The organism is Kribbella sp. NPDC050281, from assembly GCF_040655855.1.
GTDB lineage: Bacteria > Actinomycetota > Actinomycetes > Propionibacteriales > Kribbellaceae > Kribbella.
This window is the reverse complement of the sequence record NZ_JBFAKS010000017.1, coordinates 15616-41728: the sequence shown is the minus strand read 5'-3', so window position 1 is coordinate 41728 and position 26113 is coordinate 15616. Positions and strand designations below refer to the sequence as shown.

General features: G+C 68.5%; 23 protein-coding genes. 7 read left to right on the top strand and 16 right to left on the bottom strand.

The window, feature by feature from the left end; translation table 11 throughout:
- Window position 1 precedes the first annotated feature (1 nt).
- Window positions 2–844, bottom strand: a complete 843-nt coding sequence (locus tag AB0I34_RS19870; RefSeq protein ID WP_360446875.1) for an intradiol ring-cleavage dioxygenase — start codon at window positions 842–844, stop codon at window positions 2–4.
- A gap of 125 nt (window positions 845–969) precedes the next feature.
- Between AB0I34_RS19870 and AB0I34_RS19865 the strand changes: the two genes are divergently transcribed.
- From AB0I34_RS19865 to glpK (AB0I34_RS19855), 3 genes are all read left to right on the top strand, one after another.
- Window positions 970–1857 (top strand): PD-(D/E)XK nuclease family protein, encoded by an 888-nt coding sequence (locus AB0I34_RS19865; protein WP_360446873.1) that lies wholly within the window; start codon window positions 970–972, stop codon window positions 1855–1857.
- Between the two features lie 77 nt (window positions 1858–1934).
- The gene (locus AB0I34_RS19860; RefSeq protein WP_360446871.1) at window positions 1935–2693 is read left to right on the top strand and encodes an IclR family transcriptional regulator; all 759 of its coding nucleotides are present in this window, start codon (window positions 1935–1937) and stop codon (window positions 2691–2693) included.
- Window positions 2694–2753: 60 nt separating this feature from the next.
- A complete protein-coding gene (gene glpK, locus AB0I34_RS19855; protein ID WP_360446869.1) occupies window positions 2754–4271 on the top strand; it encodes a glycerol kinase GlpK in 1518 nt (505 codons plus the stop codon).
- A gap of 6 nt (window positions 4272–4277) precedes the next feature.
- Here the strand turns inward: glpK (AB0I34_RS19855) and AB0I34_RS19850 are convergent, their stop codons facing one another.
- From AB0I34_RS19850 to AB0I34_RS19840, 3 genes are all read right to left on the bottom strand, one after another.
- Window positions 4278–5939 (bottom strand): glycerol-3-phosphate dehydrogenase/oxidase, encoded by a 1662-nt coding sequence (locus AB0I34_RS19850; protein WP_360446867.1) that lies wholly within the window; start codon window positions 5937–5939, stop codon window positions 4278–4280.
- A 99-nt stretch (window positions 5940–6038) separates the two neighbouring features.
- Window positions 6039–7556 carry a glycerol kinase GlpK gene (gene glpK, locus AB0I34_RS19845; protein WP_360446865.1) on the bottom strand — a complete coding sequence of 506 codons (1518 nt, stop codon included), beginning with the start codon at window positions 7554–7556 and terminating at the stop codon, window positions 6039–6041.
- Between the two features lie 39 nt (window positions 7557–7595).
- Window positions 7596–8432, bottom strand: a complete 837-nt coding sequence (locus tag AB0I34_RS19840; RefSeq protein ID WP_360446863.1) for an MIP/aquaporin family protein — start codon at window positions 8430–8432, stop codon at window positions 7596–7598.
- Window positions 8433–8662: 230 nt separating this feature from the next.
- On the opposite strand from AB0I34_RS19840, the gene AB0I34_RS19835 reads away from it, so the two are divergent.
- Window positions 8663–11065: a tetratricopeptide repeat protein gene (locus AB0I34_RS19835; RefSeq protein WP_360446861.1), complete on the top strand. Its 2403-nt coding sequence runs from the start codon at window positions 8663–8665 to the stop codon at window positions 11063–11065.
- 24 nt (window positions 11066–11089) lie between these two features.
- On the opposite strand, the gene AB0I34_RS19830 is transcribed toward AB0I34_RS19835, so the two are convergent.
- From AB0I34_RS19830 to AB0I34_RS19800, 7 genes are all read right to left on the bottom strand, one after another.
- On the bottom strand, window positions 11090–12109 hold the full coding sequence (locus AB0I34_RS19830; protein WP_360447066.1) for a dipeptide ABC transporter ATP-binding protein: 1020 nt from the start codon (window positions 12107–12109) through the stop codon (window positions 11090–11092).
- A gap of 68 nt (window positions 12110–12177) precedes the next feature.
- Window positions 12178–13206, bottom strand: coding sequence for an ABC transporter ATP-binding protein (locus AB0I34_RS19825; RefSeq protein WP_360447064.1), 1029 nt, complete (start codon window positions 13204–13206; stop codon window positions 12178–12180).
- A gap of 62 nt (window positions 13207–13268) precedes the next feature.
- Window positions 13269–14282, bottom strand: a complete 1014-nt coding sequence (locus AB0I34_RS19820) for an ABC transporter permease (RefSeq protein WP_360446859.1) — start codon at window positions 14280–14282, stop codon at window positions 13269–13271.
- Between the two features lie 102 nt (window positions 14283–14384).
- Window positions 14385–16157, bottom strand: a complete 1773-nt coding sequence (locus tag AB0I34_RS19815; RefSeq protein WP_360446857.1) for an ABC transporter substrate-binding protein — start codon at window positions 16155–16157, stop codon at window positions 14385–14387.
- Window positions 16158–16223: 66 nt separating this feature from the next.
- The gene (locus AB0I34_RS19810; protein WP_360446855.1) at window positions 16224–17216 is read right to left on the bottom strand and encodes an ABC transporter permease; all 993 of its coding nucleotides are present in this window, start codon (window positions 17214–17216) and stop codon (window positions 16224–16226) included.
- Between the two features lie 243 nt (window positions 17217–17459).
- Window positions 17460–19031 (bottom strand): ABC transporter substrate-binding protein, encoded by a 1572-nt coding sequence (locus AB0I34_RS19805; protein ID WP_360446853.1) that lies wholly within the window; start codon window positions 19029–19031, stop codon window positions 17460–17462.
- A 63-nt stretch (window positions 19032–19094) separates the two neighbouring features.
- Window positions 19095–19757 carry an HAD family phosphatase gene (locus tag AB0I34_RS19800; RefSeq protein WP_360446851.1) on the bottom strand — a complete coding sequence of 221 codons (663 nt, stop codon included), beginning with the start codon at window positions 19755–19757 and terminating at the stop codon, window positions 19095–19097.
- A gap of 211 nt (window positions 19758–19968) precedes the next feature.
- Between AB0I34_RS19800 and AB0I34_RS19795 the strand changes: the two genes are divergently transcribed.
- The gene (locus AB0I34_RS19795) at window positions 19969–20817 is read left to right on the top strand and encodes a PAC2 family protein (RefSeq protein ID WP_360446849.1); all 849 of its coding nucleotides are present in this window, start codon (window positions 19969–19971) and stop codon (window positions 20815–20817) included.
- Here AB0I34_RS19795 and AB0I34_RS19790 read toward each other — a convergent pair.
- The gene (locus AB0I34_RS19790) at window positions 20814–21176 is read right to left on the bottom strand and encodes a MerR family transcriptional regulator (RefSeq protein WP_360446847.1); all 363 of its coding nucleotides are present in this window, start codon (window positions 21174–21176) and stop codon (window positions 20814–20816) included. The genes AB0I34_RS19795 and AB0I34_RS19790 overlap by 4 nt on opposite strands.
- A gap of 58 nt (window positions 21177–21234) precedes the next feature.
- Here AB0I34_RS19790 and AB0I34_RS19785 point away from each other — a divergent pair, with 58 nt between their 5' ends.
- Complete coding sequence (locus tag AB0I34_RS19785) at window positions 21235–22080, top strand: polysaccharide deacetylase family protein (protein ID WP_360446845.1); 846 nt, start codon at window positions 21235–21237, stop codon at window positions 22078–22080.
- Between the two features lie 25 nt (window positions 22081–22105).
- Here the strand turns inward: AB0I34_RS19785 and mshC are convergent, their stop codons facing one another.
- Window positions 22106–23326 (bottom strand): cysteine--1-D-myo-inosityl 2-amino-2-deoxy-alpha-D-glucopyranoside ligase, encoded by a 1221-nt coding sequence (mshC, locus tag AB0I34_RS19780; protein WP_360446843.1) that lies wholly within the window; start codon window positions 23324–23326, stop codon window positions 22106–22108.
- 204 nt (window positions 23327–23530) lie between these two features.
- On the opposite strand from mshC, the gene AB0I34_RS19775 reads away from it, so the two are divergent.
- A complete protein-coding gene (locus tag AB0I34_RS19775; protein WP_360446841.1) occupies window positions 23531–24019 on the top strand; it encodes a DUF1269 domain-containing protein in 489 nt (162 codons plus the stop codon).
- 8 nt (window positions 24020–24027) lie between these two features.
- Here AB0I34_RS19775 and AB0I34_RS19770 read toward each other — a convergent pair whose 3' ends face one another.
- From AB0I34_RS19770 to AB0I34_RS19760, 3 genes are read right to left on the bottom strand one after another with little or no spacing between them, the layout of a single operon-like run.
- Window positions 24028–24819, bottom strand: a complete 792-nt coding sequence (locus AB0I34_RS19770) for an SCO1664 family protein (protein ID WP_360446839.1) — start codon at window positions 24817–24819, stop codon at window positions 24028–24030.
- The gene (locus AB0I34_RS19765) at window positions 24816–25391 is read right to left on the bottom strand and encodes a DUF3090 family protein (protein ID WP_360446837.1); all 576 of its coding nucleotides are present in this window, start codon (window positions 25389–25391) and stop codon (window positions 24816–24818) included. Before AB0I34_RS19765 ends, AB0I34_RS19770 begins: the two co-directional genes overlap by 4 nt.
- A gap of 12 nt (window positions 25392–25403) precedes the next feature.
- On the bottom strand, window positions 25404–26099 hold the full coding sequence (locus tag AB0I34_RS19760) for a histidine phosphatase family protein (RefSeq protein ID WP_360446835.1): 696 nt from the start codon (window positions 26097–26099) through the stop codon (window positions 25404–25406).
- Window positions 26100–26113 lie beyond the last annotated feature (14 nt).

Below are 26113 nucleotides of genomic sequence, written 5' to 3'. Positions count from 1 at the left end.
GCTACACACCCACCTGTAGCGACGCGACATACCCCTTGCCCACGTCGCCGCTGACCGTGGCGAGCTGATGGACACCGCCGTCGTCGCCGAACACATTGTCGTTCTCGAGCGACGTCCTGGACATGTTCTCGGCGCTGCCGTCGTACCCGTCGGTGGCATAGACGGTGTCGCAGACGTCCTTCGGCAGGGCCAGTTGCGACGTACGGGTGATCTTGCCGGCCGCGGTGGCCTCGGACAGGCTCGCGTAGACCTCGAAGTGGATATGCGGCCAGCGGCCCATGTACGCCGCCGGAAAGATCGTCGTGAAGGTGACCTTGCCGGACGAGTCCGCCGCCTGGACACCTCGCAGGTAGTTCTCGTTGGTCACGCCCTCGGAGTAGAGGGAGTAGCGGCCCTCTGCGTCGCAGTGCCACAGGTAGACGGCCGCACCTTCCAGTGGGGTGTCCTTGTCGGCGTCCAGGATCGACAGCGTCACGGTCAGCGGTACGCCGCTGGCCACGCCCGACGCGGAGCCGAACGACTTGGTGAGATCGCTGCGGACGATGCCGGACTCGGTCAGCACGTTCGGCCCGTTGGAGCCGTCACCCGGATAGGGTCCGCCGGTCTCCTGCGGGATCTCGTCGACGTCGGCGCTGCTCGTCGTACTGGCCGAGGGCGTGCTGGAGGTCGTGGTCGTCGTCGAGCCGGACGTGGCCGAGTCGGTGGCGTCGTCCGGAGTACAGCCGGCCACCGCGGCCAGGCCGGCGCCGGCGAAGAGGCCGAGGAACCGCCGGCGGTGCAGGGTGCCGAGGTCGTACTCCAGGCCCAGATCGTGTTCACGGGGTGGTTTCGGTGGTGGCGTCATGAGTCGAGCGTGACAAAGGGAGCCGATGGTTTCCCGAAAGCCGGCTGGGAGTTCGCTGCGAACGGTTTTCCACAGGTCCGGGTGTGCGCCGACGAAGTGTCGGTGGACTCGCCTAGGGTGCTGGCATGAGTGTTGCAGCCGAAGTCGACGTGCACGGGCATCCACGCGGAGCCCTGTCGCCGTCGCGGGCCGCGGACTTCATGAGCTGCCCGCTGAAGTATCGCTTCCGCGTCATCGACCGGTTGCCGGAGAAGCCGTCCTCGGCCGCGGTCCGGGGCACGGTGGTGCACGGCGTGCTGGAGCGTTTGTTCGACCTGCCTCGCGGGCAGCGCACGCTGGAGCAGGCGGCCGGGCTGCTGGAGCCGCAGTGGCAGCACGTGCTCGAGGAGGAGCCGGAGGTCGCGGAGCTGTTCGCCGAGGACGCGAGCGGCGAGGAGCTGGCCAAGTGGCTGGCCGAGGCGCACCAGCTGCTCGGCAAGTACTTCACACTCGAGGACCCGAACGCGCTGGAGCCCGCCGAGCGCGAGCTGTACGTCGAGACCGAGCTCGAGTCCGGCCTGGTACTGCGGGGCTACGTGGACCGGCTCGATGTCGCGCCGACCGGCGAGATCCGGGTGGTCGACTACAAGACCGGCCGGTCGCCGTCGGAGTTCTTCGAGGCCAAGGCTCTGTTCCAGATGAAGTTCTACGCGCTGGTCCTGTGGCGGCTGCGGGGCGTCGTGCCGGCGATGCTGCAGCTCGTCTATCTCGGCAACGGAGAGATCGTCCGGTATGTGCCCGACGAGGCGGATCTGCGCGCCTGTGAGCGGAAGGTCTCGGCGTTGTGGACGGCGATCAGCCGGGCACTCGAGTCCGGCGACTGGCGGCCCAGCCCTGGTCCGCTCTGCGAGTGGTGCGACCACAAGGCGATCTGCCCGGCCTGGGGAGGCACCCCGCCTCCGCTCCCGACGCGTTCGGTTGAAGAAGTCGCCGCCGAGTCGGCGGGCGTGGACCTCGTCGATGTCGACGGGTGAACGCGATCGTTGCCTCGCGGTCCGCAAGGACGACTTGGCCTACAGCCACACGTCGGATTCCTAGATAGCCTGCCATTGTGCCGGGCACAGTGCAGTCCATCGAGCGGGCTGCCGCTGTGCTGCGACTGCTCGCGGCCGCACCGGACGGGCTCGGCGTCGCCGACCTCGGCAACGCGCTCGGCCTGGCCAAGCCGACCGTCCACGGGATACTCCGGACCTTGCAGCAGGTCGGGTTCGTCGAGCAGGACCACACCGGCGCGCACTACCACCTGAGCGACATCTTCGGTCGGCTCGGCGAGAGCTACCTGGACCCGAACGAGTTGCGCAGCCGCGCGATCAACTGGGCCGACTCGCTCGCCTCCCGCAGCGGTGAGGTCGTCCGGGTCGGCAGACTCGTCGACGGCAAGGTCGAGGTCGTCCATCACGTCTTCCGACCCGACGACAGCGACCAGGACCTCGACGTCGGTACGACGCTCCCGCCCCACGCCACCGCCCTCGGGAAGGCCGTGCTGGCGTTCGACACCAGCGGAGCCGCCCGACCGCGCCGGCTGGAGGCGTACACGACCCGGACGATCACTGATCCGAACCGCCTGGCCGAGGAGCTCGCCACCGTTCGTGCGCGCGGGTGGGCCAGTGAGTTCGAGGAACACACCGTCGAACTCGCCAGCATCGCGGCCCCGATCCGCGGGCTGGGCGGTCTGGTCGTCGGTGCGGTCGGTCTGGCCGGCCGGCTCGAACGCATCTGTGACAGCAAGCTCCGCCACCGCCCCGACCTGATCAGTATGGTCCGGGCCACCGCCGAAGCCATCGCGCGTGACCTCCGGGAGGACACTTGACGAGAAGGCGGCCGGTTCGACCTGAGCGATCCGGCCGGCGAGAGATCGGGGGGTGGCTCGATGGCTGAGCAATACGTGGCCGCGGTGGACCAGGGAACCAACTCGACGCGGTGCATCCTGTTCGACCGCCGCGGACGGTTGGTGTCGGTCGCACAGCGCGAGCACCGGCAACTGTTTCCGAGACCGGGCTGGGTGGAACACGACGCGGCCGAGATCTGGCGGAACGTGACCCGGGTGGTCCCGACCGCGGTCCGGCAGATCGGCGCCGAGCCGTCGCAGATCGTTGCCATCGGCATCGCCAATCAACGCGAGACCAGTCTGCTCTGGGACCGCTTGACCGGCTGGCCGATCGGCAATGCGGTGGTCTGGCAGGACACCAGGACCTCTCGGCTGGTGAGCGACCTGGCCGGCACCGAGGGCCCGGACCGGTTCGCCGACCTGTGTGGTCTGCCGCTGACGACGTACTTCTCGGCGCCGCGGCTGAAGTGGATGCTCGACCACACCCCTGGGCTGCGGCAGCGCGCCGAGCGGGGCGAGGTGTACTTCGGCACGATGGAGTCCTGGCTGATCTGGAACTTCACCGGCGGCGCGAACGGCGGGCTGCACGTCACCGACGTGACGAACGCGAGCCGCACGATGCTGATGAACATCGAGACCCTCGAGTGGGACGACAAGTTGCTCGAGGCTTTCGACGTACCGCGGGCTGTGCTGCCGGACATCCGCCCGTCGTCGGGGGTGTTCGCTACGGCGACCGACGTACTGCCCGGGGTGCGGATCGGGGCGGCGCTCGGGGATCAGCAGGCCGCGTTGTTCGGGCAGACCTGCTTCAGTCCCGGTGAGGCGAAGTGCACGTATGGCACGGGCTCGTTCCTGCTGCTGCACACCGGCCACGAGATCGTCCGGTCCACGCACGGGATGCTGACCACGGTCGCGTACCAGATCGGCGACGAGAAGGCGTCGTACGCGCTCGAAGGGTCGATGGCGGTCACCGGTTCGCTCGTGCAGTGGTTCCGCGACGGGCTCGGGCTGATCCACACCGCCGCCGAGATCGAGACGCTGGCCCGGACGGTCGAGGACAACGGCGGCGCGTACATCGTGCCGGCGTTCTCCGGGCTCTTCGCACCACACTGGCGGAGCGAGGCGCGCGGGGTGATCGCGGGCCTCACCGGCTACATCACCAAGGGACATCTGGCCCGCGCGGTGCTGGAGGCGACCGGTTTCCAGACCCTCGAGGTGGTCGACGCGATGAACGCCGACTCCGGCATCGCGCTGACCGCGTTGAAGGTCGACGGCGGCATGACCGCGAACAACCTGCTGATGCAGTTCCTCGCCGACCTGCTCGACGTCCCCGTGGTCCGCCCGATGGTGACCGAGACCGTCTCACTCGGAGCCGCGTACGCCGCCGGGCTCGCCGTCGGCTACTGGCCCGATCTGGAAGGGCTACGGAGCAACTGGCACCGCGCCGGTCAGTGGCTGCCGCACATGGATCCGGACCGCCGCGCCACCGAGTACGCCAACTGGAAGGCCGCAGTCCAGCGCACCTTCGGCTGGATCCGCCCCGAACAGGTCGCCGAGTAACCCGCCTCAGGCCGGGGACACGATGTCCGGGGCCTCCAGGCGGACCTTGTCGGCGGACTCGTCGTCGGGCTGGTCCTGGGAGGCACGTTCGGACTGGACGCGGCGGATGTAGAACGAGACCTCACGCTCGATCGTCGCCTCGTCCCAGCCGAGGATCGGGGCCACCAGCCGGGCGGCCGCCTCGGCTGCCCCGACCCCACGGTCCCAGGCCTCGATCGAGATCCGGGTCCGGCGAGCCAGGATATCGTCCAGGTGCCGTGCCCCTTCGGCCTTCGCGCCGTACACGATCTCGGCCTTCAGGTAGTCCTGCGTGCCCGGCAGTTGCTCACCCAGCGACGGATCCTCCTCGACGAGCTGCAGTACCTCGTCGACCAGGGCGCCGTACCGATTGAGTAGGTGCTCGATCCGGGCCACGTGCAGGCCGGAGCGTTGCGCGATCAGGTGCCGCTGGTTCCACAGCGCGTGGTAGCCGTCGGCACCGACCAGCGGCGTGGTCTTGGTGACCGACTTCGGCACCCGGCCGTCCAGCGCCGCGGCGGCCGCGTCGATCGCGTCCTTGGCCATCACCCGGTACGTCGTGTACTTGCCGCCGGCAACCACCACGAGACCCGGCGCCGCGTGCGCCACGACGTGTTCACGGGACAGCTTCGAGGTGCTTTCGGACTCACCCGCGAGCAGCGGCCGGAGTCCGGCGTACACGCCCTCGACGTCCTCCCGGGTCAGCGGCGTGGTGAGTACGGCGTTCACGTGGTCGAGCAGGTACTCGATGTCCTTGCTGGTCGCGGCCGGGTGGGCCTTGTCCAGGTTCCAGTCGGTGTCGGTGGTGCCGATCAGCCAGTGCCGGCCCCACGGGATGATGAACAGCACGGACTTCTCGGTCCGCAGGATCATCCCGGTGCTGGACTGGATCCGGTCCTTCGGGACGACCAGGTGGATCCCCTTCGAGGCCCGGACATGGTACTGGCCGCGCTCCCCCACCATCGCCTGCGTGTCGTCGGTCCAGACACCGGTCGCGTTCACGACCTGCTTCGCCCGGACCTCGAACTCGCGGCCGCTCTCCAGGTCCTTCGCCTGCACCCCGGTGACCCGCTCACCCTGGCGCAGGAACCCGGTGACCTTGACCCGGTTCGCGACATGAGCGCCGTACGACGCCGCCGTCCGGGCCAGCTCCATCGTGTGGCGGGCATCGTCGACCTGGGCGTCGTAGTACTGCAAGGCGCCGACCAGGGCCGACTTCTTCAGGCTCGGCACCAGCCGCATCGCGCCACGCCGGGTCAGGTGCCGGTGGAGCGGGAGCCCGGCGCCGTGCCCGGAGCTGACGGCCATGCCGTCGTACAGGGCGACACCGGCTCCGGCGTAGAACCGCTCCCACCAGCGGTGCTGGAGCGGGTACAGGAACGGCACCGGCTTCACCAGGTGCGGTGCCAGGCGTTGCAGGAGCAGGCCGCGCTCCTGCAACGCCTCGTGCACCAATCGGAAGTCGAGCATCTCCAGGTAGCGCAGGCCACCGTGCATCAACTTGCTGGACCGGCTGGAGGTGCCGCTCGCGTAGTCGCGCGCCTCCAGCAGTCCGGTGGTCAGGCCCCGGGTGGCGGCATCGAGCGCCGACCCCGTGCCGACCACCCCGCCACCGATCACCAGGACGTCCAGTTCCCGTCCGTCGGCCATCGCATCGATGGCGTCGGCCCTCGCTTGCGGTGACAGAGCGACTACGCCCACTGTGCTGTTCCTTCCGATTCCGTTGCGTTGCCTACCGAGCGGGCAGGGTCAGTCGACGTCGACCCAGTCCAGCGTCCGCTGGACCGCCTTCTGCCAGCCGGCGTACCCCTTGGTCCGCTGCTCGTCCGTCCACTGCGGCTCCCACCGCTTGTCCTCGTTCCAGTTCTGGACCAGCTCGTCGGTGTTCTTCCAGAAGCCGACCGCCAGGCCGGCCGCGTACGCCGCACCGAGCGCGGTGGTCTCCGCGACGACCGGCTTGCTCACCGGGACGCCGAGGATGTCGGCCTGCATCTGCATGGCCAGCTCGTTCGCCGTCACACCGCCGTCGACCTTGAGCACGTCGAGCGTCACGCCCGAGTCCTTCTCCATCGCGTCGGCGACGTCCTTGCTCTGGTAGCAGATCGCTTCCAGTGTTGCGCGGGCAAGGTGGGCGTTGGTGTTGAACCGGGACAGACCGACGATGGCGCCGCGGGCGTCGGACCGCCAGTACGGCGCGAACAGTCCGGAGAACGCCGGCACGAAGTACACGCCGCCGTTGTCCTCGACCTGCCGGGCCAGCGTCTCGGTCTCACTCGCACCGGAGATGATGCCGAGCTGGTCGCGCAGCCACTGGACCGCGGACCCGGTCACCGCGATCGATCCCTCGAGCGCGTAGACCGGCGCCGCGTCGCCGAACTTGTAGCACATCGTGCTGAGCAGACCGGCCTTCGACCGGACCAGCTCGGTGCCGGTGTTCAGCAACATGAAGTTGCCGGTGCCGTAGGTGTTCTTGGCCTCGCCCGGGTTGAAGCAGACCTGGCCGACGGTCGCCGCCTGCTGGTCGCCGAGGTCGCCGGTCAGTGCCACCACGCCGCCGACCGGACCGTTCGCGAGGGTCTCGCCGTACGTGTTCGGATCCGACGACGGCCGGATCTCCGGCAGCATCTGCCGCGGGATGTTGAAGAACGAGATCAGCTCGTCGTCCCAGTCGAGCGTCTCGAGGTTCATCAGCATGGTCCGGCTGGCGTTGGTGACGTCGGTGATGTGTACGCCGCCGTCCGTCCCGCCGGTCAGGTTCCACAGCAGCCAGGTGTCGGTGTTGCCGAAGACGGCCTCACCGGCCTCGGCCGCCTCGCGCACCCCGTCGACGTTCTCCAGGATCCACTGCACCTTGCCGGCCGAGAAGTACGTCGCCGGCGGCAGGCCGGCCTTCTGCCGGATCACGTCGCCCTTGCCCTCGCGCTCCAGCGCGGAGGCGATCCGGTCGGTCCGGGTGTCCTGCCAGACGATCGCGTTGTAGTAGGGGCGCCCGGTCTTGCGGTTCCAGACCACCGCCGTCTCGCGCTGGTTGGTGATGCCGAGTGCGGCGAGGTCGCTTGCCTGCAACCCCTTCGCGTTCATCGCGGTCCGGATCACCGAGTTGGTCCGCTCCCAGATCTCGACCGGGTTGTGCTCGACCCAGCCGGCCTGCGGCAGGATCTGCTCGTGCTCCAGCTGGTGGATGCCCACCTCGTTGCCGGAGTGGTCGAAGATCATGAAACGGGTGCTCGTGGTGCCCTGGTCGACGGCACCGACGAAGTCAGCCATGGAAAGTCCTCTCCTCACACTGCTCAGTGGTACGGCGCGTCACGCCGTGGTCTCCTCGTCGGGCACCCGGCCCGGCTCCTCGTCCGCGTCGCTCACCGGCAGGTTCCGGCCGACCAGCAGGTCGTAGAGGAACGCGCCGATCAGCGCGCCGATGATCGGTCCCACGATCGGGACCCAGAAATAGGGATCCCCGAACTGGTCCTTGAACGCTCCCCCGTACCCGGTCAGGTAGGACGCCAACCGCGGACCGAAGTCACGGGCCGGGTTGATCGCGTAGCCCGCCAGCGTGCCCCAGGCCATGCCGATGCCGACGACCAGAAGACCGATCATGAACGGGCCGAGGTTCGCCATCGGCGCGGTGTTGCGGAGGTCGACGATGGCCAGGATGACCAGCATCAGGATCGCCGTACCGATGATCTGGTCCAGGAATCCACCCCACATGCCGACACCGAGCTCCGTGCTGCCGTTGCCCGGCAGGGTCGAGAACACGCCCTGACTCTTGATGGTCAGGCCGGGGTCGAACTTCTCCAGGACCTTGTCGTAGTTCCAGCGGACCACCAGCGCCGCCGCGAACGCACCAAGGAACTGTGCGCCGATGTACGGCAGCACTTTCCGCCAGGCGAACCCGCGGAACGCCGCGAGGGCGATCGTGACCGCGGGGTTGATGTGGGCACCGCTGATCCGGGCCGACACGTACACGCCCATGGTCACGCCGATACCCCACGCCCACGAGATCGAGTCGTGATCCCCGATACCGCCAGCCACCACTTGGGCCACCACACCCACGCCGAACAGGATCAGGATGAATGTCCCCGCGAACTCCGCCGAGCATTCAGCCAGAAGGGTTCTTGCTTTGACTGTTTCCGTCGTAGCCATGCCGAACCTCCCCTCCACGCCGTGACGACCACGGCTGGCTGGAATGTAGAAGCGTTAGCGGGGCGGCACAACGCCGGTCGTTCGACATTGTCGAACGCCGCAACCCCACCACCCGACTGCGACACTCAGTGATCGCGCGTACGCACAAACTGGGCGAGCGAGCACCCAAACGGGGCCGTCCGGCGCGCTGAGCGGTGGCCTGCCAGAATCTGGGCGACGAAAGGGGCAGGGTGGAGGACACGTTCGCGGCGCGGCTGCGGGACGCACGCCGGGCCAGGGATCTGACTCAGGAGAGCCTGGCGGAGCTGGCGGGTCTCAGCGCGCAGGCCATCGGTCTGCTGGAACGTGGCGTCCGCCGGTTCCCGCACCCGATCACGATCGACAAGCTGGACAAGGCGCTCCAGCTCAGCCCGGAGGAGCTCGCGGCCTTCAAGCGGCTGGCCTCACGCGGCGCTGCCGGCCCGACAGCCACCCAATCCAAGCTCGCAGGTCCGGCCTGGGTGGTGGCTCGCCAGTTGCCGTCCGCGAACGCGGGGTTCGCCGGCCGCACCCAGCAGGTCGACCAGCTGACCGATCTCCTCAGCGGAACTCCGGCACAGCCCGGCTCACCCATCGTCGCCACGATCCGCGGCATGGCAGGCGTCGGAAAGACCGCACTGGCGATCCACGCCGCCCACGCGAGCGCTGACCAGTACCCCGACGGCACCCTGCTGGTGAACCTGCGCGGCTTCGGCGCCGGTACGCCGGTCAGTCCACTGCACGCGATCGGTCAGCTCCTGCGCGGAACCGGCGTACCGCCCGATGCCGTTCCGGGCAGTCTCGTCGAGGCCGTCGCGGCCCTTCGGAGCAGGTTGGCCGACCGCCGCGTGCTCCTGGTCCTCGACAACGCGCAGGACGTCGGTCAGGTCGCCGACCTCATCCCGGCCGCGAGCGGGTCCGCCGTACTCATCACCAGTCGCGCCACGCTGACGGCACTGCCGGCGAGCCTGCACCTGCAGCTCGAACCGATGCCGGTGGATGAGTCACTCCGTCTACTCGAGACCATCGCCGGAGCAGACCGGCTCGCCTCGGCCGCGGCTCGCGTCGCGGAGTTGTGTGGGCACCTCCCCCTCGCGCTCTCGGTGGCCGGCGCGTGGCTTGTCCGGCATCCGTCCGCTTCCGGCACCGAGTTGGCGCAGCGACTGGCCGACGAGTCCCGCCGGCTCGACCTCCTTGGCGTCGACGATCTCGATGTCCGGGCGAGCCTCTCGCTGTCGATCGAGCAGCTGACCCGCAGCTCCGACCCACTCGACCACAGCGCCGCACAAGCCCTTACGTTGCTCAGCCTCAGCGACGCCGACGACTTCACCGCGGAGACGGCAGCGGCCCTCATCGACACGCGGCCGGCCGACGCCGACCGCTGGCTGGAACGCCTGACCGACCTGCACCTGCTCGAGTCCCGGGCGCCCGGTCGCTACCAGTTCCACGACCTCGTCCGCGCCTTCGGCCGCGAGCTCGCCGCACGGCTCCCCGAGGACGAGCAGGCCGCCGCGCTCGACCGCAGCCTCGCGTTCTACGTCGCCGTCGCCTGGCTGGCGACCAGCATCGGCGATCCGAACGCCGCCCGGATGGCCTGGCCCGGCCGTCCACCGGCGCCGGCCTCTCCGGCGTTCGATCGCTCGGAGCAGGCGCTGGCCTGGATCGACGACGAGCTCCGCAACTGCCTCGCTCTGATCGACCAGGTCCGCGACCTCGGTGGCCGCGACGAACTCGCGGCCGGCCTCATCGTCGGCCTCTACAACTACTTCGCGATGCGCGGCAGCATGTCCGACTGGCTGCCGGCGATCGACCGGGTCGCCGCCGGACAGCTCGACCGCTGGACCCTGGCCCAGCTCCACGCCGACGCTGCCATCGCCCTGGCAGAGCTGGCACGGTACGACGAGTCGGCGGAGCGCTTCGGTCTGGCCCGCGACCTCTTCGAGTCGATCGGCAATCTCCGCGGGGTGTCACTCGCCACGAACAACAAGGCGCGGCTGCTGATCCGGATGCATCGCTACCGCGAGGCCTTGCCACTCGTCGAGCACGCCCTGGCCGTCAACCAGCAGCTGGACAACAAACGGGGGCTGGCGGCAACCAACCTCACGCTGACCGAGGTCTACACCGAGCTCGGCGACTGGACCGCGGCCGAGGCTGCCAGCACCGCCGCGATGCAGTTGTTCGAGGCGGTCGGCGACAAGGGTGGCGCCGCCAACGGCAGGATCGACCGGGCCTGGGCGCGGGCGAAGTCGGGCCGGCCCGAGTCCGCCGTACCCGAGATCGTCCAGGCGATGGCCGAGCTCGAAGCGCTCGGCCACCGCAAGAACGTCAGCGACGCGCACTACGTCCTCGGCCTGGTCCATGCCCAGCTCGGCGACTTCGAGTCGGCGATCGAGCAGACCGAACACGCCCTCGAGATCGCTCTGGACGTGGGTGACCTCCGACGCGAGGCGCAGACCCGGCTCGAGCTCGGCCGGGTGCTGAACGACATCGGTGAGCACGACGACGCCGTACCGAACCTGGAGTTCGCACTCGGCTTCTATCGCGAGCACGACAGCGCGCTGGCCGAGCAGACCGGGGACCTGCTCGCCGCGGCCAGGAAAGCACTCAGCGCCTGACGCCGACCGTCAGGCGCTGAGCAGTCAACTCGCGTCAGTGACCGGAGGCTCGACCTGCTTGGCGGGCTGGTTCTCCGGGAAGTGGCAGGCGGTCTGGTGACCGGGAGCCAGCTGCAGCAGCGGCGGCTCCTCCGTCTTGCAGATGTCCTGGGCCTTCCAGCACCGGGTGTGGAAGCGGCACGCGGGCGGCGGGTTGATCGGGCTCGGTACGTCGCCTTGCAGGCGGATGCGCTCCTGCTTGGCCTTCCGCTTGGTGTCCGGCACCGGGACCGCCGAGAGCAACGCGACCGTGTACGGGTGCATCGGCTTCTCGTACAGGCTGACCCGGTCGGCGATCTCGACGATCTTGCCCAGGTACATCACCGCGACCCGGTCCGACACGTGCCGTACGACGGACAGGTCGTGGGCGATCATCACGTACGTCAGGTCGAACTCGTTCTGCAGGTCCTCCAGCAGGTTCACGACCTGGGCCTGGATCGACACGTCCAGCGCGGAGACCGGCTCGTCGGCGACGATCAGCTTCGGACGCAACGCCAGGGTGCGGGCGATACCGATGCGCTGCCGCTGACCGCCGGAGAACTCGTGCGGGTAGCGGTTGTAGTGCTCCGGGCTCAGACCGACCAGTTCGAGCAGCTCCTGCACCGCCTTCTTCACGCCATGCTCGGTCTTGACGTTCTGCAACTTGTACGGCGCACCGACGATCTTGCCAACCGTGTGCCGCGGGTTCAGCGAGCCGTACGGGTCCTGGAAGATCATCTGGATGTCGCGCCGCAGCGGCCGCATCCGGCCCTCGCCGAGGTGGCTGATGTCGCGGCCCTCGAACAGGATCCGGCCGGACGTCGGCTCCAGCAGGCGGGTCAGCAGCCGGCCGGTGGTGGTCTTACCGCAGCCGGACTCCCCCACCAGCGAGAACGTCTCTCCGCGGTTGACGTTGAAGGTCAGCCCGTCGACCGCCTGCACGGCGCCGGTCTGGCGCTGCAGCACGCCCTTGCGGATCGGGAAGTGCTTCACCAGGCTGTCGACCGAGAGGAGCTCCTCGCCCATTGCCGGTTCGATCACGCCCGGGACGGCGTCGGATTCGGTGTCAGCAGTCGTCACAGTCGTCGTCCCGTTCACAGCTTCGGCTTGATGTCGGTCTCCCACGCCTGCTGGCGGTTCTTCGGGGAGAGATGGCAGGCAACCATGTGGCCGTCGCCGACGTCGAGCAGCTCGGGCCGGTCGGTCTCGCTGGCGCCGCCGTTGAGGTGGGCGTAGTTGCAGCGCGGGTTGAACGCGCAGCCCGCCGGCACGTGGATCAGGCTGGGCGGCGTGCCCTTGATCGGGATCAGCCGCTCACTGCGCTCCCGGTCGATCCGCGGCATCGAGCCGAGCAGACCCCACGTGTACGGGTGCTGCGGCCGGTCGAAGATGTCCTCCGCGGTGCTGTACTCGACCGCGCGGCCGGCGTACATCACCTGGATGTCGTCGGCCAGCTCGGCGACCACGCCGAGGTCGTGGGTGATGATGATGACCGCGGAGTTGAACTCGCGCTGCAGGTCCCGGATCAGGTCCAGGATCTGCGCCTGGACGGTGACGTCGAGGGCCGTGGTCGGCTCGTCCGCGATCAGCAGGTCCGGGTCGCAGGACAGCGCCATCGCGATCATCGCGCGCTGCCGCATGCCACCGGAGAACTGGTGCGGATAGGCGTCCACCCGCCGGTCCGGCTGCGGGATGCCGACCCGGTCGAGCATCTCGATCGCATGCTTGCGCGCGACGGACTTGCTCACCTCGTTGTGCACCCGGTACGCCTCGATGATCTGCTGCCCGACGGTGTAGAACGGGTGCATCGCCGACAGCGGGTCCTGGAAGATCATCGCCATCCGCTTGCCGCGCAGCAGCCGGACCTCCTCGCGGGTCGACGAGACCAGATCCTGGCCGTCGAGGAAGATCTCGCCGCTGATCTTGGCCACCCCCGGCGGGTGCAGGCCCATGATCGACAGGCTGGTCACGCTCTTGCCGGAGCCGGACTCCCCCACGATGCCGAGCGTCTTGCCCCGCTCGAGCTTGAACGAGATCCCGTCCACCGACTTCACCAGACCGTCGTCGGTCGGGAAGTGCACCTTGAGATCGCGGACGTCGAGGAACGCCTCGCCGCGGGGAATCCGCTGGACGGTGTCCTGCGGCGGAGTCTGGTCCTGGGGCTCGGTCACGTCTTGGGGCTCGGTCACGAGATCCGCACTCTCGGGTCGACGACGGCGTACAGGAGATCGACGATCAGGTTCGCCAGCACGATGAAGAAGGCGGCGACCAGAGTCACGCCGAGCACCTTGGGCAGGTCGTTCGCCCGCAGCGCGATCACGGCGTACTGACCGATCCCGGGCAGCGAGAACGTCGTCTCGGTGAGGATCGCGCCGCCCATCAGCAGACCCAGGTCGAGACCGAAGATGGTCAGGATCGGGGTCAGCGCCGAGCGCAGGCCATGCCTCATCACCACCGTGCGTTCGGTCAGCCCCTTGGCCCGGGCGGTGCGGACGTAGTCCTCGTTCATCGTCTCGAGCATGCCGGCCCGGGTGAGGCGTGCGTACGCCGCGGCGTAGAGGAAGGCCAGCGTGACCCAGGGAAGGATCAGGTCGTAGGCCCACCAGATCGGATTGGTTTCGTCCATCGGATTGGTGCCGCCCTGGGCGGTCCAGCCGAGGCCGTAACTGAAGATCGACAACGCCAGCAGACCGGTGAAGAAGATCGGCAGCGAGACACCCGCCAGCGCCACCGACATGAGTGATCGGTCCAGGGCGGACCCGCGTCTGAGTGCCGAGATGACGCCGGTACCGACACCGGTGACCAGCCAGATGAACGCGGCACCGCCCGCCAGCGAGGCGGTCACCGGTATTCGCGCGACCAGGTCCGGCCAGACCGGTTGCGAGGTCAGGAACGAGTAGCCGAAGCACGGCGCCGGGCAGTGCTCGATCCCCGCGCCGTAGTCGTAGTCCGATCCGGCGACCAGGCCCTTCACGAAGCGCCCGTACTGCACATAGAGAGGGTCGGTGAAGCCGAGTCGCACCGCCGTGTCGTGGATCTGTGCCTCACCCGCGCTCTTGCCGACATAGCGCGAGGCCAGGTCGTCGGCGGTCGCACCGCCGAGCCTGGGTACCAGGAAGAAGATCCCGAACGTGACGGCCGTGACGATGAAGAGCAGGATCACTGCTCCGATCAACCGGCGGACCAGATATGCGAACACCGTGCTCGGCGTGGTGGCCGGTGATCATCGCTGATCACCGGCCACCGTCAGCCTTCACCTACCTCTGCTGGCGAAATGATGGTTGGTCAGGGCAACCGACGACTACTTCAGACCGATCGCGGCGTAGTCGTACATGTTCTGACCGTCGTTGGAGAACACGTTGGCCAGGGTGTCCGGGCGGTACAGCAGGCCCTTGGCCCAGATGCCCGGCAGCGCCGCGGCCTGCTCCATGACCTTCTTGTCGACGTCGACCCAGATCTTGTTGCGCTCAGCCTCGTCAGTGGTGCTCAGCGCCTTGTCGATCAGCTGGTCGACCTCGGGGATCTTGATCCCGAGGTTGGAGTTACCACCGGTCGGCTTGATCACGCGGCTGTCGACGATCTGGCTCAGGAAGCCGAAACCGTCGCTCCAGTCCGCGCCCCAGCTGTAGACGATCAGGCCGAGCTTGTTGTTCTTCGCGAAGTCCGGCTTGCCCGCGTACAGCTTGGTGTAGTCACCCGTCGGATACGGCTTGGTGCTCAGGTTGATGCCGGCCCGCTTCAGCGACTGCTGCAGCGTCTCGGCGACCGCCTTCTCCTTGGGCCGGTCGGACCGGTAGGTGATGTTGGTCGCGAAACCGTTCGGCTGACCGCACTGCTTCAGCTCTTCCTTGGCCTTGTCGACGTTGCCGTTCTTGTCCGTCTCGAAGCCGTAGTCGTCGAACTTCTCCGCACCGGTCACCAGCGGCGGCATCAGGTTCGTCGCGATGTCACCACCGATCGGACCACCGTACGCACGCTGGTAGCCCTCGTGGTCGGCGGCGTACAGGACCGCCTTGCGGCAGTGCACGTTGTCCAGCGGCGGGACGTCAGGGTTCAGCACGGTGAAGTTGAGTCGCGGCGCCGGCACGTTGTCGGTGTGCGCCTTCAGCTTCGGATCGGCCAGCACCTTCGCCTGGGTCTCGGCCTGAACACCGGTACCGGCGATGTCGACGTCGAGGTCACCGGCGATCAGCCGGTTGTCGATGTCGGTGCCGTTCACGTTGAACGCGACGGTGATCTTGTCCGGCAGCGCCTTACGCCCGGAGTCCGGGTCGGTCGAGGCGTCGTACTGATCGTTGCGGATCAGCGCCATACCCTTGTTCGCGTCGTAGCTCTCGAACTTGTACGGGCCGGTCGAGACCGGGTGTTCCTTGTACTTCGCGCCGGTGTCCTTGGCCTGCGGCACCGGAGCCGTCGACGGGAGCTGGGCGAAGTAGTCGAAGCTGGCGAACGGCTTCTTCAGATGGAACACGATGGTCTGGTCGTCCGGCGTCTCGATCGCCTTGGCCACACCGGCCAGCGACTTGTCCTTGTAGACGCTGTAGTTCGCCGGGACGTCCAGCAGGAAGTCGTTGAAGTACGTCGGGCCGCTCGGCAGCGTCGCCTTGTCCAGCGAGCGCGCGACCCCGTACTTCACGTCCTTCGAGGTGACCTCGGTGCCGTCCTCGAACTTCACGCCCTTGCGGATCTTGTAGGTCCAGGTCTTGGCGTCGTCGCTCGGCACACCGGGACCCTCGGCGAGGTCCGGGACCGGCTTGGCGCCCTCGGCGCCCGGAGCGGCCTTGAACGTCATCAGCGGCCGGACGTAGTTCCGGACCAGGTTCCAGGACAGGCCGTAGTAGGTGTCACCGGGGTCTGTGGAGTCCCACAGCTCGGTGATCGCCATCCGCAGGGTGCCGCCCTTCTTGTCGCTCGGGCTGAACACCTTGTTGACAGCCGCGTTGGCCTCCGCGGTAGCGGCGCCTTCGCTGCTGGTCCCTCCTCCGGGCGTCGCCTTGGGTCCCCCGCAAGCCACCAGGCTCAAGGCGACGGCCGCACTGACGGCGGTTGCCGTCCTGATGCGATTCCATCTCATCTGTTGTTGCACCCCTTTTTTCGTGAGAGCTGTGACATCCGTGGGCTCCCTGGTTGGAGAGAAGTCCTATCGCGACCGCGGGTCCAGCGCGTCGCGCAATCCGTCGCCGAACAGGTTGAAGGCCAGCACCGTCAGGAAGATCGCCAGGCCGGGCGGGACCATGTACATCGGGTCGACCTGGTACCAGTTCGCGGCGATCGACAGCATGTCGCCCCAGCTGGCCGTCGGCGGGCGGATCCCGACACCCAGGTACGACAGGCCGGCCTCGAAGAGCACGTTGGTCGGGATCAGCAGCGTCGCGTACACCAGGATCGGGGCGATCAGGTTCGGCAGCAGCTCGGTGAACAGGATGTACGGACGCCGGGCACCGAGGCTCCGGGCGGCGTCGACGAACTCCCGCTCCCGCAGCGACAGTGTCTGCCCGCGGATGATCCGGCCGATGTAGGGCCAGCTGAAGAAGCCGATGATGAAGACGACCAGCGCCACCCGCAGCGCGTCACCCTGGATGCCGAGCAGCTTGTCCGGGAGGGCACCGACGAGCGCGAGTGCGAACAGCAACAGGGGGAAGGCGAGGAAGATGTCCATCACCCGGCTGATCAGCGAGTCGATCCAGCCGCCGAAGTACCCTGAGACGACGCCCAGCGTGACGCCGATCACGACCGACACCATGGTGGCCAGGAACGCGATCAGCAGGGAGATCCGGGCGCCGTACACGATCCGGGCGAAGATGTCGCGGCCGTTCACCGGCTCGATGCCGAGCGGGTGGTCCGCGCTGATCCCGCCCCACTTGCCGATCGGGGTCTGCAGTGACGGGTCGACCAGGTCCTGGTGGAAGTCGTTCGGCGTGACGCCGAGGAGCTTGCACAACAGCGGGGCGAAGATCGCGACCAGGACCAGGAAGACCACGAAGGCGCCGCCGGCGAGCGCGACCTTGTCGCGCTTCAGCCGAATCCAGGAGATCTGCCACAGAGAGCGACCCTCGATCTTGCCGGCGCCCTTGAGGATGGCCTCAGGCTGCGCTGCCGATGCTCCCGGCTCGACCTCGAGTGGCGTGCTCACGCGATGGGTTCCCCTGCCTCGATGTTCGATGGAACCGGGACGAATCCGGTATGGCTGCCGCCTTAACCTGCCGCCATTACAGGCTGGAGTCAAACTCGGAAAGTGCTGCGTTGCCCGATCGTGACCGTCAGGAAATCGTCCCGTATCGTGGACATTCCGCAGTAAACCACGGCGCCGTACCCACGGTCGCCGGAGCCTCGCGAACCGTTACTGTCATGGCATCTTTGTGTCACGCGGCGGTGATTACTTGCGGAGACCGGACAGGTACAGGAACGACAGCGAATTGAGCGCCGCGGGCACATTCTCGATGTCCTTGCCGGCCGCCACCGTGAACCGGCCCTGCCACGCCGGGACCGCCGGAACCTCCTGGGCCAGCACTCCCTGTAGCTGACCGATCAGGTCGTCGCGTTCCAGCCCGTTCTGCTCCGTCGTCTCCTGCTGCAGCAGCTTGGCCGCCGCCGAGGACCGGTAGCCGTTCTGGAACACGCCCCCGCTCCGGACGAACGGCGCGAGGTAGTCGTCGGCATCCGGGTACTCCGGGATCCAGCTCCCGTAGTAGAGGTCGTACGCACCCGCGCGGGCCAGCGTCTGGTACTCCGGCCAGTCGGCGTTCCGCAAGGTCACCCGGAACAGCCCGGACGCGTCGAGCTGGCGCTTCAACTCGAGCACCTCCGCCTTCGCGGTCGTGCCGTACTGCAGCGGTGTCCACCCCATTGTCAGCGGCACCGGTACGGCGATGCCGGCCTCCTTGAGGATCGCGGCCGCGGCGGTTTTGTTCGGCTGCTTGTACTCCGCCTTGAACGCGTCCACCTGCCCGCCGAACCCGGGCGGCACCAGTGAGTACAGCGGCGCGACGTGGTCGCCGTACACCTTCTTCACCAGCGTCTGCCGGTCGAGCAGCTGCGCGAAGGCACGGCGTACGGCGAGCTTGCGCGACGTCAGCGACTTCATCTGGAACGAGTAGAACTGGATCGCCGCGGAGTCGGACTCGACCAACTGGACCCGGTCCGACGTCCGCAGCTTGTCCAGCAGGCTCGGCCCGAACCCGTTGAACGCCAGGTCGGTCTTCCCGGTCGTCACCGCCTGATAGAGCGCGGTCGAGTCCTTCACGAACGTGATCTCGGCGCCGTCGTTCTGCGGCCCGCGCGGACCGCGGTACCCGTCGAAGCGGGCCAGCATGATCCGCTCTCCCGGCCGGTACGCCGTCAGCTGGTACGGGCCGCTGCCCATCGCCTTGGTGTCGAGCAGCTTGTTCGCCGGGTAGTACTCCTCGTCCACGATCGACCCGGCCGTCGTGGTCAGCAGGTACGGCAGCCGCGCATCCGGGGCCTTCAGGTGGAACACCGCGGTGAGGTCGTCCGGCGTACTGACCGAGGTCAGCGACGAGAACAGCGGGGCCGGGCCGTTCGGGGTCTTCAGCTTCAGCATCCGCTCGAAGCTGAACTTCACGTCCGACGAGGTCAGTTCGTGCCCGTTCGGGAACTTCAGCCCTTCCTTCAGGCTGCAGGTGTACGTCGTCGGCGAGTCGAACTGGCAGTCGGCGGCGTCCGGAACCGGGGTCGGCTTGCCCGGCATGATCGTGAGCAGCGTCTGATACAGGTTCGCCTGGACGGTCCGCGAGCCCACGCCGTACGGACCGGCCGGGTCGAGCGACGTGACCTGGTCGGTGGTCGCGAGCCGGAGCACCATCGCCTTCGGCGTCGGCTCACCCGGATGCGGCGCGTTGTCGTCCGGCTCACCACACGCCGCCAATGACACGCTCAGCACACCCACCGCGGCCATCACCGCACCCCGGCGCCACCACTCGGTCAACATCTCACCCTTCCCCAGCCCGCTACCCGAACAACGCCCCCGAGGGCACCAAGTGACGGTAACCCGTCAACGGAGCAGGTCGCGCAGGGCCTCCGGTGTAAGCGGCTCGAGCGAACGCACCACCAGCCGTCGCGGCGCGTCCGGAATCGTCACCCACTGCGGCACGGCGACCACGTACGCGCCGGCCGCCGTACCGGACTCGGTGCCCGTGTTCGAGTCCTCGATCACCACGCACCGGGCCGGGTCCACGCCCAGCTTGCGGGCCGCGGTCAGGTACGGCTCCGGGTGCGGCTTGCCGTGCGTCACCTCGTCACCGGCCACGATCACGTCGAACGGGTCGGGCGGCAGATGGCCGAGCACCGCGTCGATCATCACCCGGTACGACGCCGAGACCAGCGCGCACGGGATGTCCTCCTTGCGCAGTGCCCGGAGCAGCTCGACCGCGCCCGGCTGGAAGCTGACCTCCGCGCGGAGCTCGTCCACCACCCGGCCGAACATCTGCTCGGCCAGCTCGTCGGCGGTGATCACACCGGCCGGGACCCGCGCCATCCAGACCTCGACCGCGTCCCGCAGGTCACTGCCGATGAGGGTCAGGCAGTCCTGCTCGGTCCAGGTCACCCCGAGCTCGGCGAGGAACCGGATCTGCACCTCGGCCCAGGTCTTCTCGGAGTCGACCAAGGTCCCGTCCATGTCCCAGAGCACCGCTTGGAGGGATTGTTCCGGGTGCAAGTGCAGCTCCTTCGTCAGGCCTGGCGCGATCGGTTCGCGGAACCATTTTCCTTGGTCCACCCCGACCGGCCGCCGCCGGGTCCGGCCCACGGACGGCGACACGTTCCGCTGGGCGTGAAACCCGGCACGCCCGTCGGCGCGACCACGTAGGCTGGCAGTCCGGATTCCGGCGACCCCGCCGGATGGCACACAGACGACAGGGGGCCTGCGAGTGGTTGACCTCGCGAACCTGAGGGACCCGGTCGTGATCGCCGCGTTCGAGGGCTGGAACGACGCGGCCGAGGCGGCCACCGGCGCGGTCGACCACCTGATCGACGAGTGGGACGCGGAGCTCGTCACCGCGATCGACCCCGAGGACTACTACGACTTCCAGGTGAACCGCCCGATGGTCGGCTTCGACGAGGACGGCGGGCGGCAGCTGACCTGGCCGACCACCCGGGTGTACGTCGCCCGGCCCGAGGACACCGACCGGGACGTGCTGCTGATCCGCGGCATCGAGCCGAACATGCGCTGGCGTGGCTTCTGCCAGGAGCTGCTCGAGGTCGTCGACGAGTCGAACGCCCAGCTCGTGGTGGTGCTCGGCGCACTGCTCGCGGACTCCCCGCACACCCGGCCGATCCCGGTCTCGGCGACCTCGTCCGACCCCGAGCTGTCTGCTTCGTGGAGCCTCGAGCCGTCGACGTACGAGGGCCCGACCGGGATCACCGGCGTCTTCGCCGACCTCTGCAGCACGCTCGGCGCGCCGTCGGTGTCGATCTGGTCCGCGATCCCCCACTACATCGCCAGTACGCCGTGCCCGAAGGCGTCTCTCGCGCTGCTGACCAAGATCGAGGCGCTGCTGGACCTGCAGATTCCGGAAGGCGATCTGCCCGAGCTGGCCCGCGCCTGGCAACGCGGCGCCGACGAGCTCAGCGAGGAAGACCCGGAGGTCGCGGAGTACGTGCACTCGCTCGAGGAGCAGCGCGACACCGCGGACCTGCCCGAGGCCACCGGCGACGCGATCGCCGCCGAGTTCGAGCGCTACCTACGACGGCGGAACAAGAACCACCCGAGCGATTAGAGCTCCTGGGCGGCCGTGGTGATGACGTCGTCCAGGACCGCGCGGGACGTGGCCAGGTCGGCGATCATGCGGTCGATGCGGTCGCGTTCGGCGGTCAGATCGGTGACGAGTTGCGGGGTGGCGCGCTCGTTCGGGCCGCCGTCCGGGTCGCGCATGCACGGGAGCAGCTCAGCGATCTTCTTGCTGTGCAGGCCGGCCGCGAACAGCTCCTGGATCAGGATCACCCGGTCGACGGCGCGATCGGCGTACTCGCGCTGTCCGCCGGGACTCCGATCCGACACCAGCAGGCCCTGCTGCTCGTAGTACCGCAGCGACCGCTCGCTCACCCCGGTCCGCCGGGCCAGCTCACCGATCCGCATCGCCGATCCTTCCGCGGGACTTGAACTTGACACTGATGTCAGATTCTACCGTGCAGGTATGACACTCGAACTCTTCGACTACAGCCCCATCACCGAACGCCCCAAGCTCACCTGGCCGGACGGCAAGAAGGTCGCCTTCTACATCGGCCTGAACGTCGAGCACTTCCTCGTCGACCGGCCGTCCACCAGCATCTGGCCGCTCGACGTGGTCCCGGACCCGCTCAACTACGGCTGGCGCGACTACGGCGCCCGGGTCGGCATCTGGCGCGTCATCGACATCTTGGACAAGCACGGCCTCCGGGCCAGCACGCTGCTCAACTCGATGGTTGCCGAGCACAACCCGCAGATCGTCACGGCCGGGGTCGAGCGCGACTGGGCGTGGCTCGCCCACGGCAGCACGAACTCGATCCTGCACACGGACCTGGAGCCGGACGAGGAGCGCAAGGTCCTGACCGAGATCGTCGAGACGATCGAGAACGCCACCGGGACCCGGCCGAAGGGCTGGATGGGCCCCGCTCTCACCCAGACGTTCAAGACGCCCGAACTACTCGCCGAACTCGGCCTGCAGTACGTGCTCGACTGGACCAACGACGACCAGCCCTACCGGCTGAACGTCCCCGGCATGATCAGCGTCCCGTACACCCTCGGACTGAACGACCTCGGCCTGTTCCTTCGCGGTACGTCCGGCCCCGAGTTCCTCCAGATGGTCAAGGACCAGTACGACGTACTCCGGGCCGACTCCGAGCACACCGGCCGGGTGATGGCGCTCGCGCTGCACCCGTTCGTGATCGGTCAGCCGTTCCTGGCGAAGTACCTCGACCTTGCGCTCGAGTACATTGCCTCGCAGAGCGACGTCTGGCTGACCACGAGTGACGAGATCGCGGCGCACTATGTGAAAGCCTGATCACGGGCCGGTGACGGGCTGACCGCTACAGCTTGACGCCGAGCAGCGCGTCGATCGCCAGGGCCACCAGAGCGGGGGCCTCGGGGTCGTCGCCGTTGGTCTCGGCCCACGTGTCGATCGCCGACAGCGCCGCGACGCTGTCCAGGTCGTTCGTCAGCGCAGCCCGTACGGCGTCGACCGCGGCCGCCCCGTCGGGACCCGAACCCCGGCTGACCGCGCCGCGCCAGACGTCCAACCGCTCCTGCGCGTCGAGCAGCACCGACTCGGTCCAGAACCACTCGGTGCGGTAGTGGTGCGCGAGCAGCGCCAGCCGGATCGCCATCGGGTCCGACCCGGCCTGCCGCTCCTTCGAGACCAGCACCAGGTTGCCCTTGGACTTCGACATCTTCTCGCCGTCCAGGCCGACCATCGCCTGATGCACGTACGCGCGGGCGAACGGGTGCTCGCCGGTCGCGACCTGCGCGCCGCTGGCCGACATCTCGTGGTGCGGGAAGATCAGGTCGGTCCCGCCGCCCTGGACGTCGAACGACATTCCGAGGTACTCCAGTGCGATCGCCGAGCACTCGACGTGCCAGCCGGGCCGGCCGCGGCCGACGGGCGAATCCCAGGCCGGCTCCCCCGGGCGCTCGTGACGCCACAGCAGGCTGTCCAGCGGGTCCCGCTTGCCCTCACGCTCCGGGTCGCCGCCGCGCTCGGCGAACAGCTCCGTCATCGTCTGGCGGTCGTACCCGGACACGCCGCCGAACGCCGCGTCCGCCTTCACCGCGAAGTACAGGTCACCGTCGACCGAGTAGACCGCGCCGGCCCGGCGCAGCTCGTCGACCGCGTTCGCCACCAGGTCGACCGACTCGACCACGCCGATGTAGTGCTGCGGCGGGATCACCCGCAACGAGGTCATGTCGTCGCGGAACAGCTGGATCTCGCGGTGCGCCAGGTCGGTCCAGTCGACCCCGGTCTCGGCCGCCCGCTCGAGCAGCGGGTCGTCGACGTCGGTGATGTTCTGCGTGTAGCGGACGTCGTACCCGGCGTCGCGCCACATCCGGTTGATCAGGTCGAACGTCACGTACGTCGCCGCATGGCCCATATGCGTGGCGTCGTACGGCGTGATGCCGCACACATACATCCGGGCGATGCCGCCGTCGGCCGGAGGTACCTCGACCAGTCCGCCCGAGGCGGTGTCGTGGAGCCGCAGCCGCCGGGCCGGACCCGGGACGACCGGGATGTCTGGAGTTGTCCACGCCTGCATGTCCTGGAGCTTATGCCAGCCCCTATTTCAGTGCCGCGACACGGTTCCACTCTCCGGTCGCCTCCGACCCGAAGATTCATCCGGGCCGGGTGACGTTGCCCGGTCGTTCGGCGCACACGATGGGGTTGCGACGGCGACGCTCGCCGCGCGTTCCGGGCGCGCGTTCAGTTCGATCGACGGCAAATCGATGGCAAGGAGTGCACCATGACCGCCTTTACGGTGTGGAAGTTCGATGGTCCGGACGGCGCCGGGCACGCCGAATCCGTTCTCAAGGGCTGCGAGCGGGACGGACTGGTGAAGATCCTCGATCACGCGATCATCTCGTGGCCGAAGGACGATTCGCATCCGACCACCAAGCAAGGGCACGAAGACACGTGGCGCGGGACCGGCTGGGGGGCTTTGTGGGGCGTCCTGCTCGGTGCCCTCTTCTTCGTGCCGCTGATCGGTGGCGTCGCCGGGGCCGCGATCGGCGCGATCAGCAAGTCGACCCAGGATGCCGGCATCACCAAGGAGCAGCTGCAGAAGATCCGCACCGAGGTGACGCCGGGAACCTCGGCCCTCTTCGCGGTGACCGAGCAGGGCGATCTCGACCGGGTGGGCGAACGGTTCCACGGCATGCACAGCAAGCTCATCGACACGAACCTCACCGATGCCGAGCGTCAGGTGCTGCTGGAGACCTTCGGCGGCCGCTGACGCCCGTACTAGAACGCCGGCCAGGGGATGGCCGGCCAGTCCTCGCTGGGGTACGGGTAGATCCCGGTCTTCAGGAGCGACGCACACCGCTCGCGGGTCGCGGTCAGCTCCACCGCCGTGATCAGCTCGCACAACTGCGTCCCGAGCCCGCCGGCGAGCCGGTCGGCCAGCTTCCGTACGTCGTCCAGCAGGTCGGCCGGGATCGGGTCACCGGCCCAGCCCCACAACACGGTCCGCAGCTTGTCGTCGGCGTTGAAGGTGACTCCGTGGTCGACCCCGAACACGCGGCCGTCCCCCGGGTTCAGCACATGGCCGCCCTTGCGGTCGGCATTGTTGACCACGGCATCGAACACCGCCATCCGCTGCAGCGCCAGGTTGTCCGCGTGCACCAGCGTCACCGGGTTGTGCCGGCCGTCGAGCGCGTCGAAGACGCCGACCCACCCCTTCGGCACCCGGCCCTGCGGAACGATGTCGACCAGCTCGGTCTCCCCCGCCGGCAGCTCGACCTCGTCGATCCACAGCTGCACCATGCCCTCGCCGAGCGGACCGTCCCGCAGCAGCGTCGGCGGCACGACCGACCAGCCCAGCGCCTCGGACACGACGTACGCCGCGTACTCGCGCTGGGCCAGCGTGCCGTCGGGGAAGTCCCACAGCGGCCGCTCGCCCTGGACCGGCTTGTAGACGACCGTCGCCGTCCGGTCCTCGAGACTCACCGAGCCCTGGAACGTCCCGTTCGACGCGGCCACCAGGCGGCCGTGCAGGGACAGCTCCCCGTGGGTGAGCAGGTCCTGGTCGATCATTCCGGCAGGTGCCTGCGGTAGCCGTTGGCGCGCGGGCAGATATGCCCCTCCGGGTCGATCGGCCGGCCGCAGAACGGGCAGCTCGGCCGCCCGGACGCGACCAGCGCGACGGCCCGCCGGGCGAACGCCCGGGCCTGTTCCTCGCTGATCCGGACGATGAACACCTCGGCGTCCTCGGAGTCCATCGCGGCCTGGACCGGGTCGGTCTCCTCCAACTCGGCCTGCTCGCCGGGCACGACCGAGAACACCTCGATCACCACGCGCTCGGCGTCGGCCTCCCAGGCCAGCGTCATGGTGCCGGCCCGGAACTCCTCCTCGATCGGCTGCTCCAGCGGGTCGGTGTCGTCCGCTCCGGCCGGTGTGACCGGATCCCGGTCGAACCGCCGGGCCACCTCGTCCAGCATCACGTCCAGCCGCTCCGCGAGCGCCATCACCTGCTCCTTCTCGCAGGCCACCGACGTCAGCCGGGCACCGGCCCGGGCCTGCAGGAAGAAAGTCCTGGCACCGGGTTCCCCCACGGTGCCGGCGACGAACCGATCCGGATCGTCGTACGAATGAACAACGCGCGCCATACCTAGACCCTATTACCGTCCGCCGACCACTGCGTCTGAGGATTGCTTCTTGGTCCTGCCCTTGGCGGGTGGCTTCGGGATCAGGGACTCCAGTTCGCTGCCGGAGTCGTTGAGCCGGACCAGGAAGGGGCGGGTCGTGGTGTAGGTGATGATCGTCGCCGACGCCGTGTCGACCACGATTCGCTGGAACGTGTCCAGGTGCTGGCCGAGTGCGTCCGCAACGATCGCCTTGATCACGTCGCCGTGCGACACCGCCACCCACAGAGCGCCGGGGCCATGGCTCTTCGCCAGCGCGGCGTCGTGCGCCCGAACCGCGTCCACCGCGCGCTGCTGCATCGCCCGCATCGACTCGCCACCCGGGAACGTCACCGCGGACGGGTGCTGCTGCACGACCGCCCACAGCGGGTCCTTCGCCAGCGTGGCGATCTTCTTCCCGGTCCAGTCGCCGTACCCGCACTCGGTCAGCCGCCGGTCCGTTGCCGGACGCAACCCTTCGTGGAGCTTCGCGATCGCGGCCGCGGTCTGCTTGCACCGCTCCAGCGGCGAGGTGACGATCGCGGCCAGCGGCAGCCCGGCCAGTCGCTGTGCGACCGCCTCCGCCTGGCGCACGCCGGTCTCGTCCAGCTTCACTCCGGGAGTGCGGCCGGCCAGCGTGCCGGAGGTGTTCGCGGCGCTGCGGCCGTGGCGGACCAGAATCACCGTGGGCATGACCTGCACGTTAT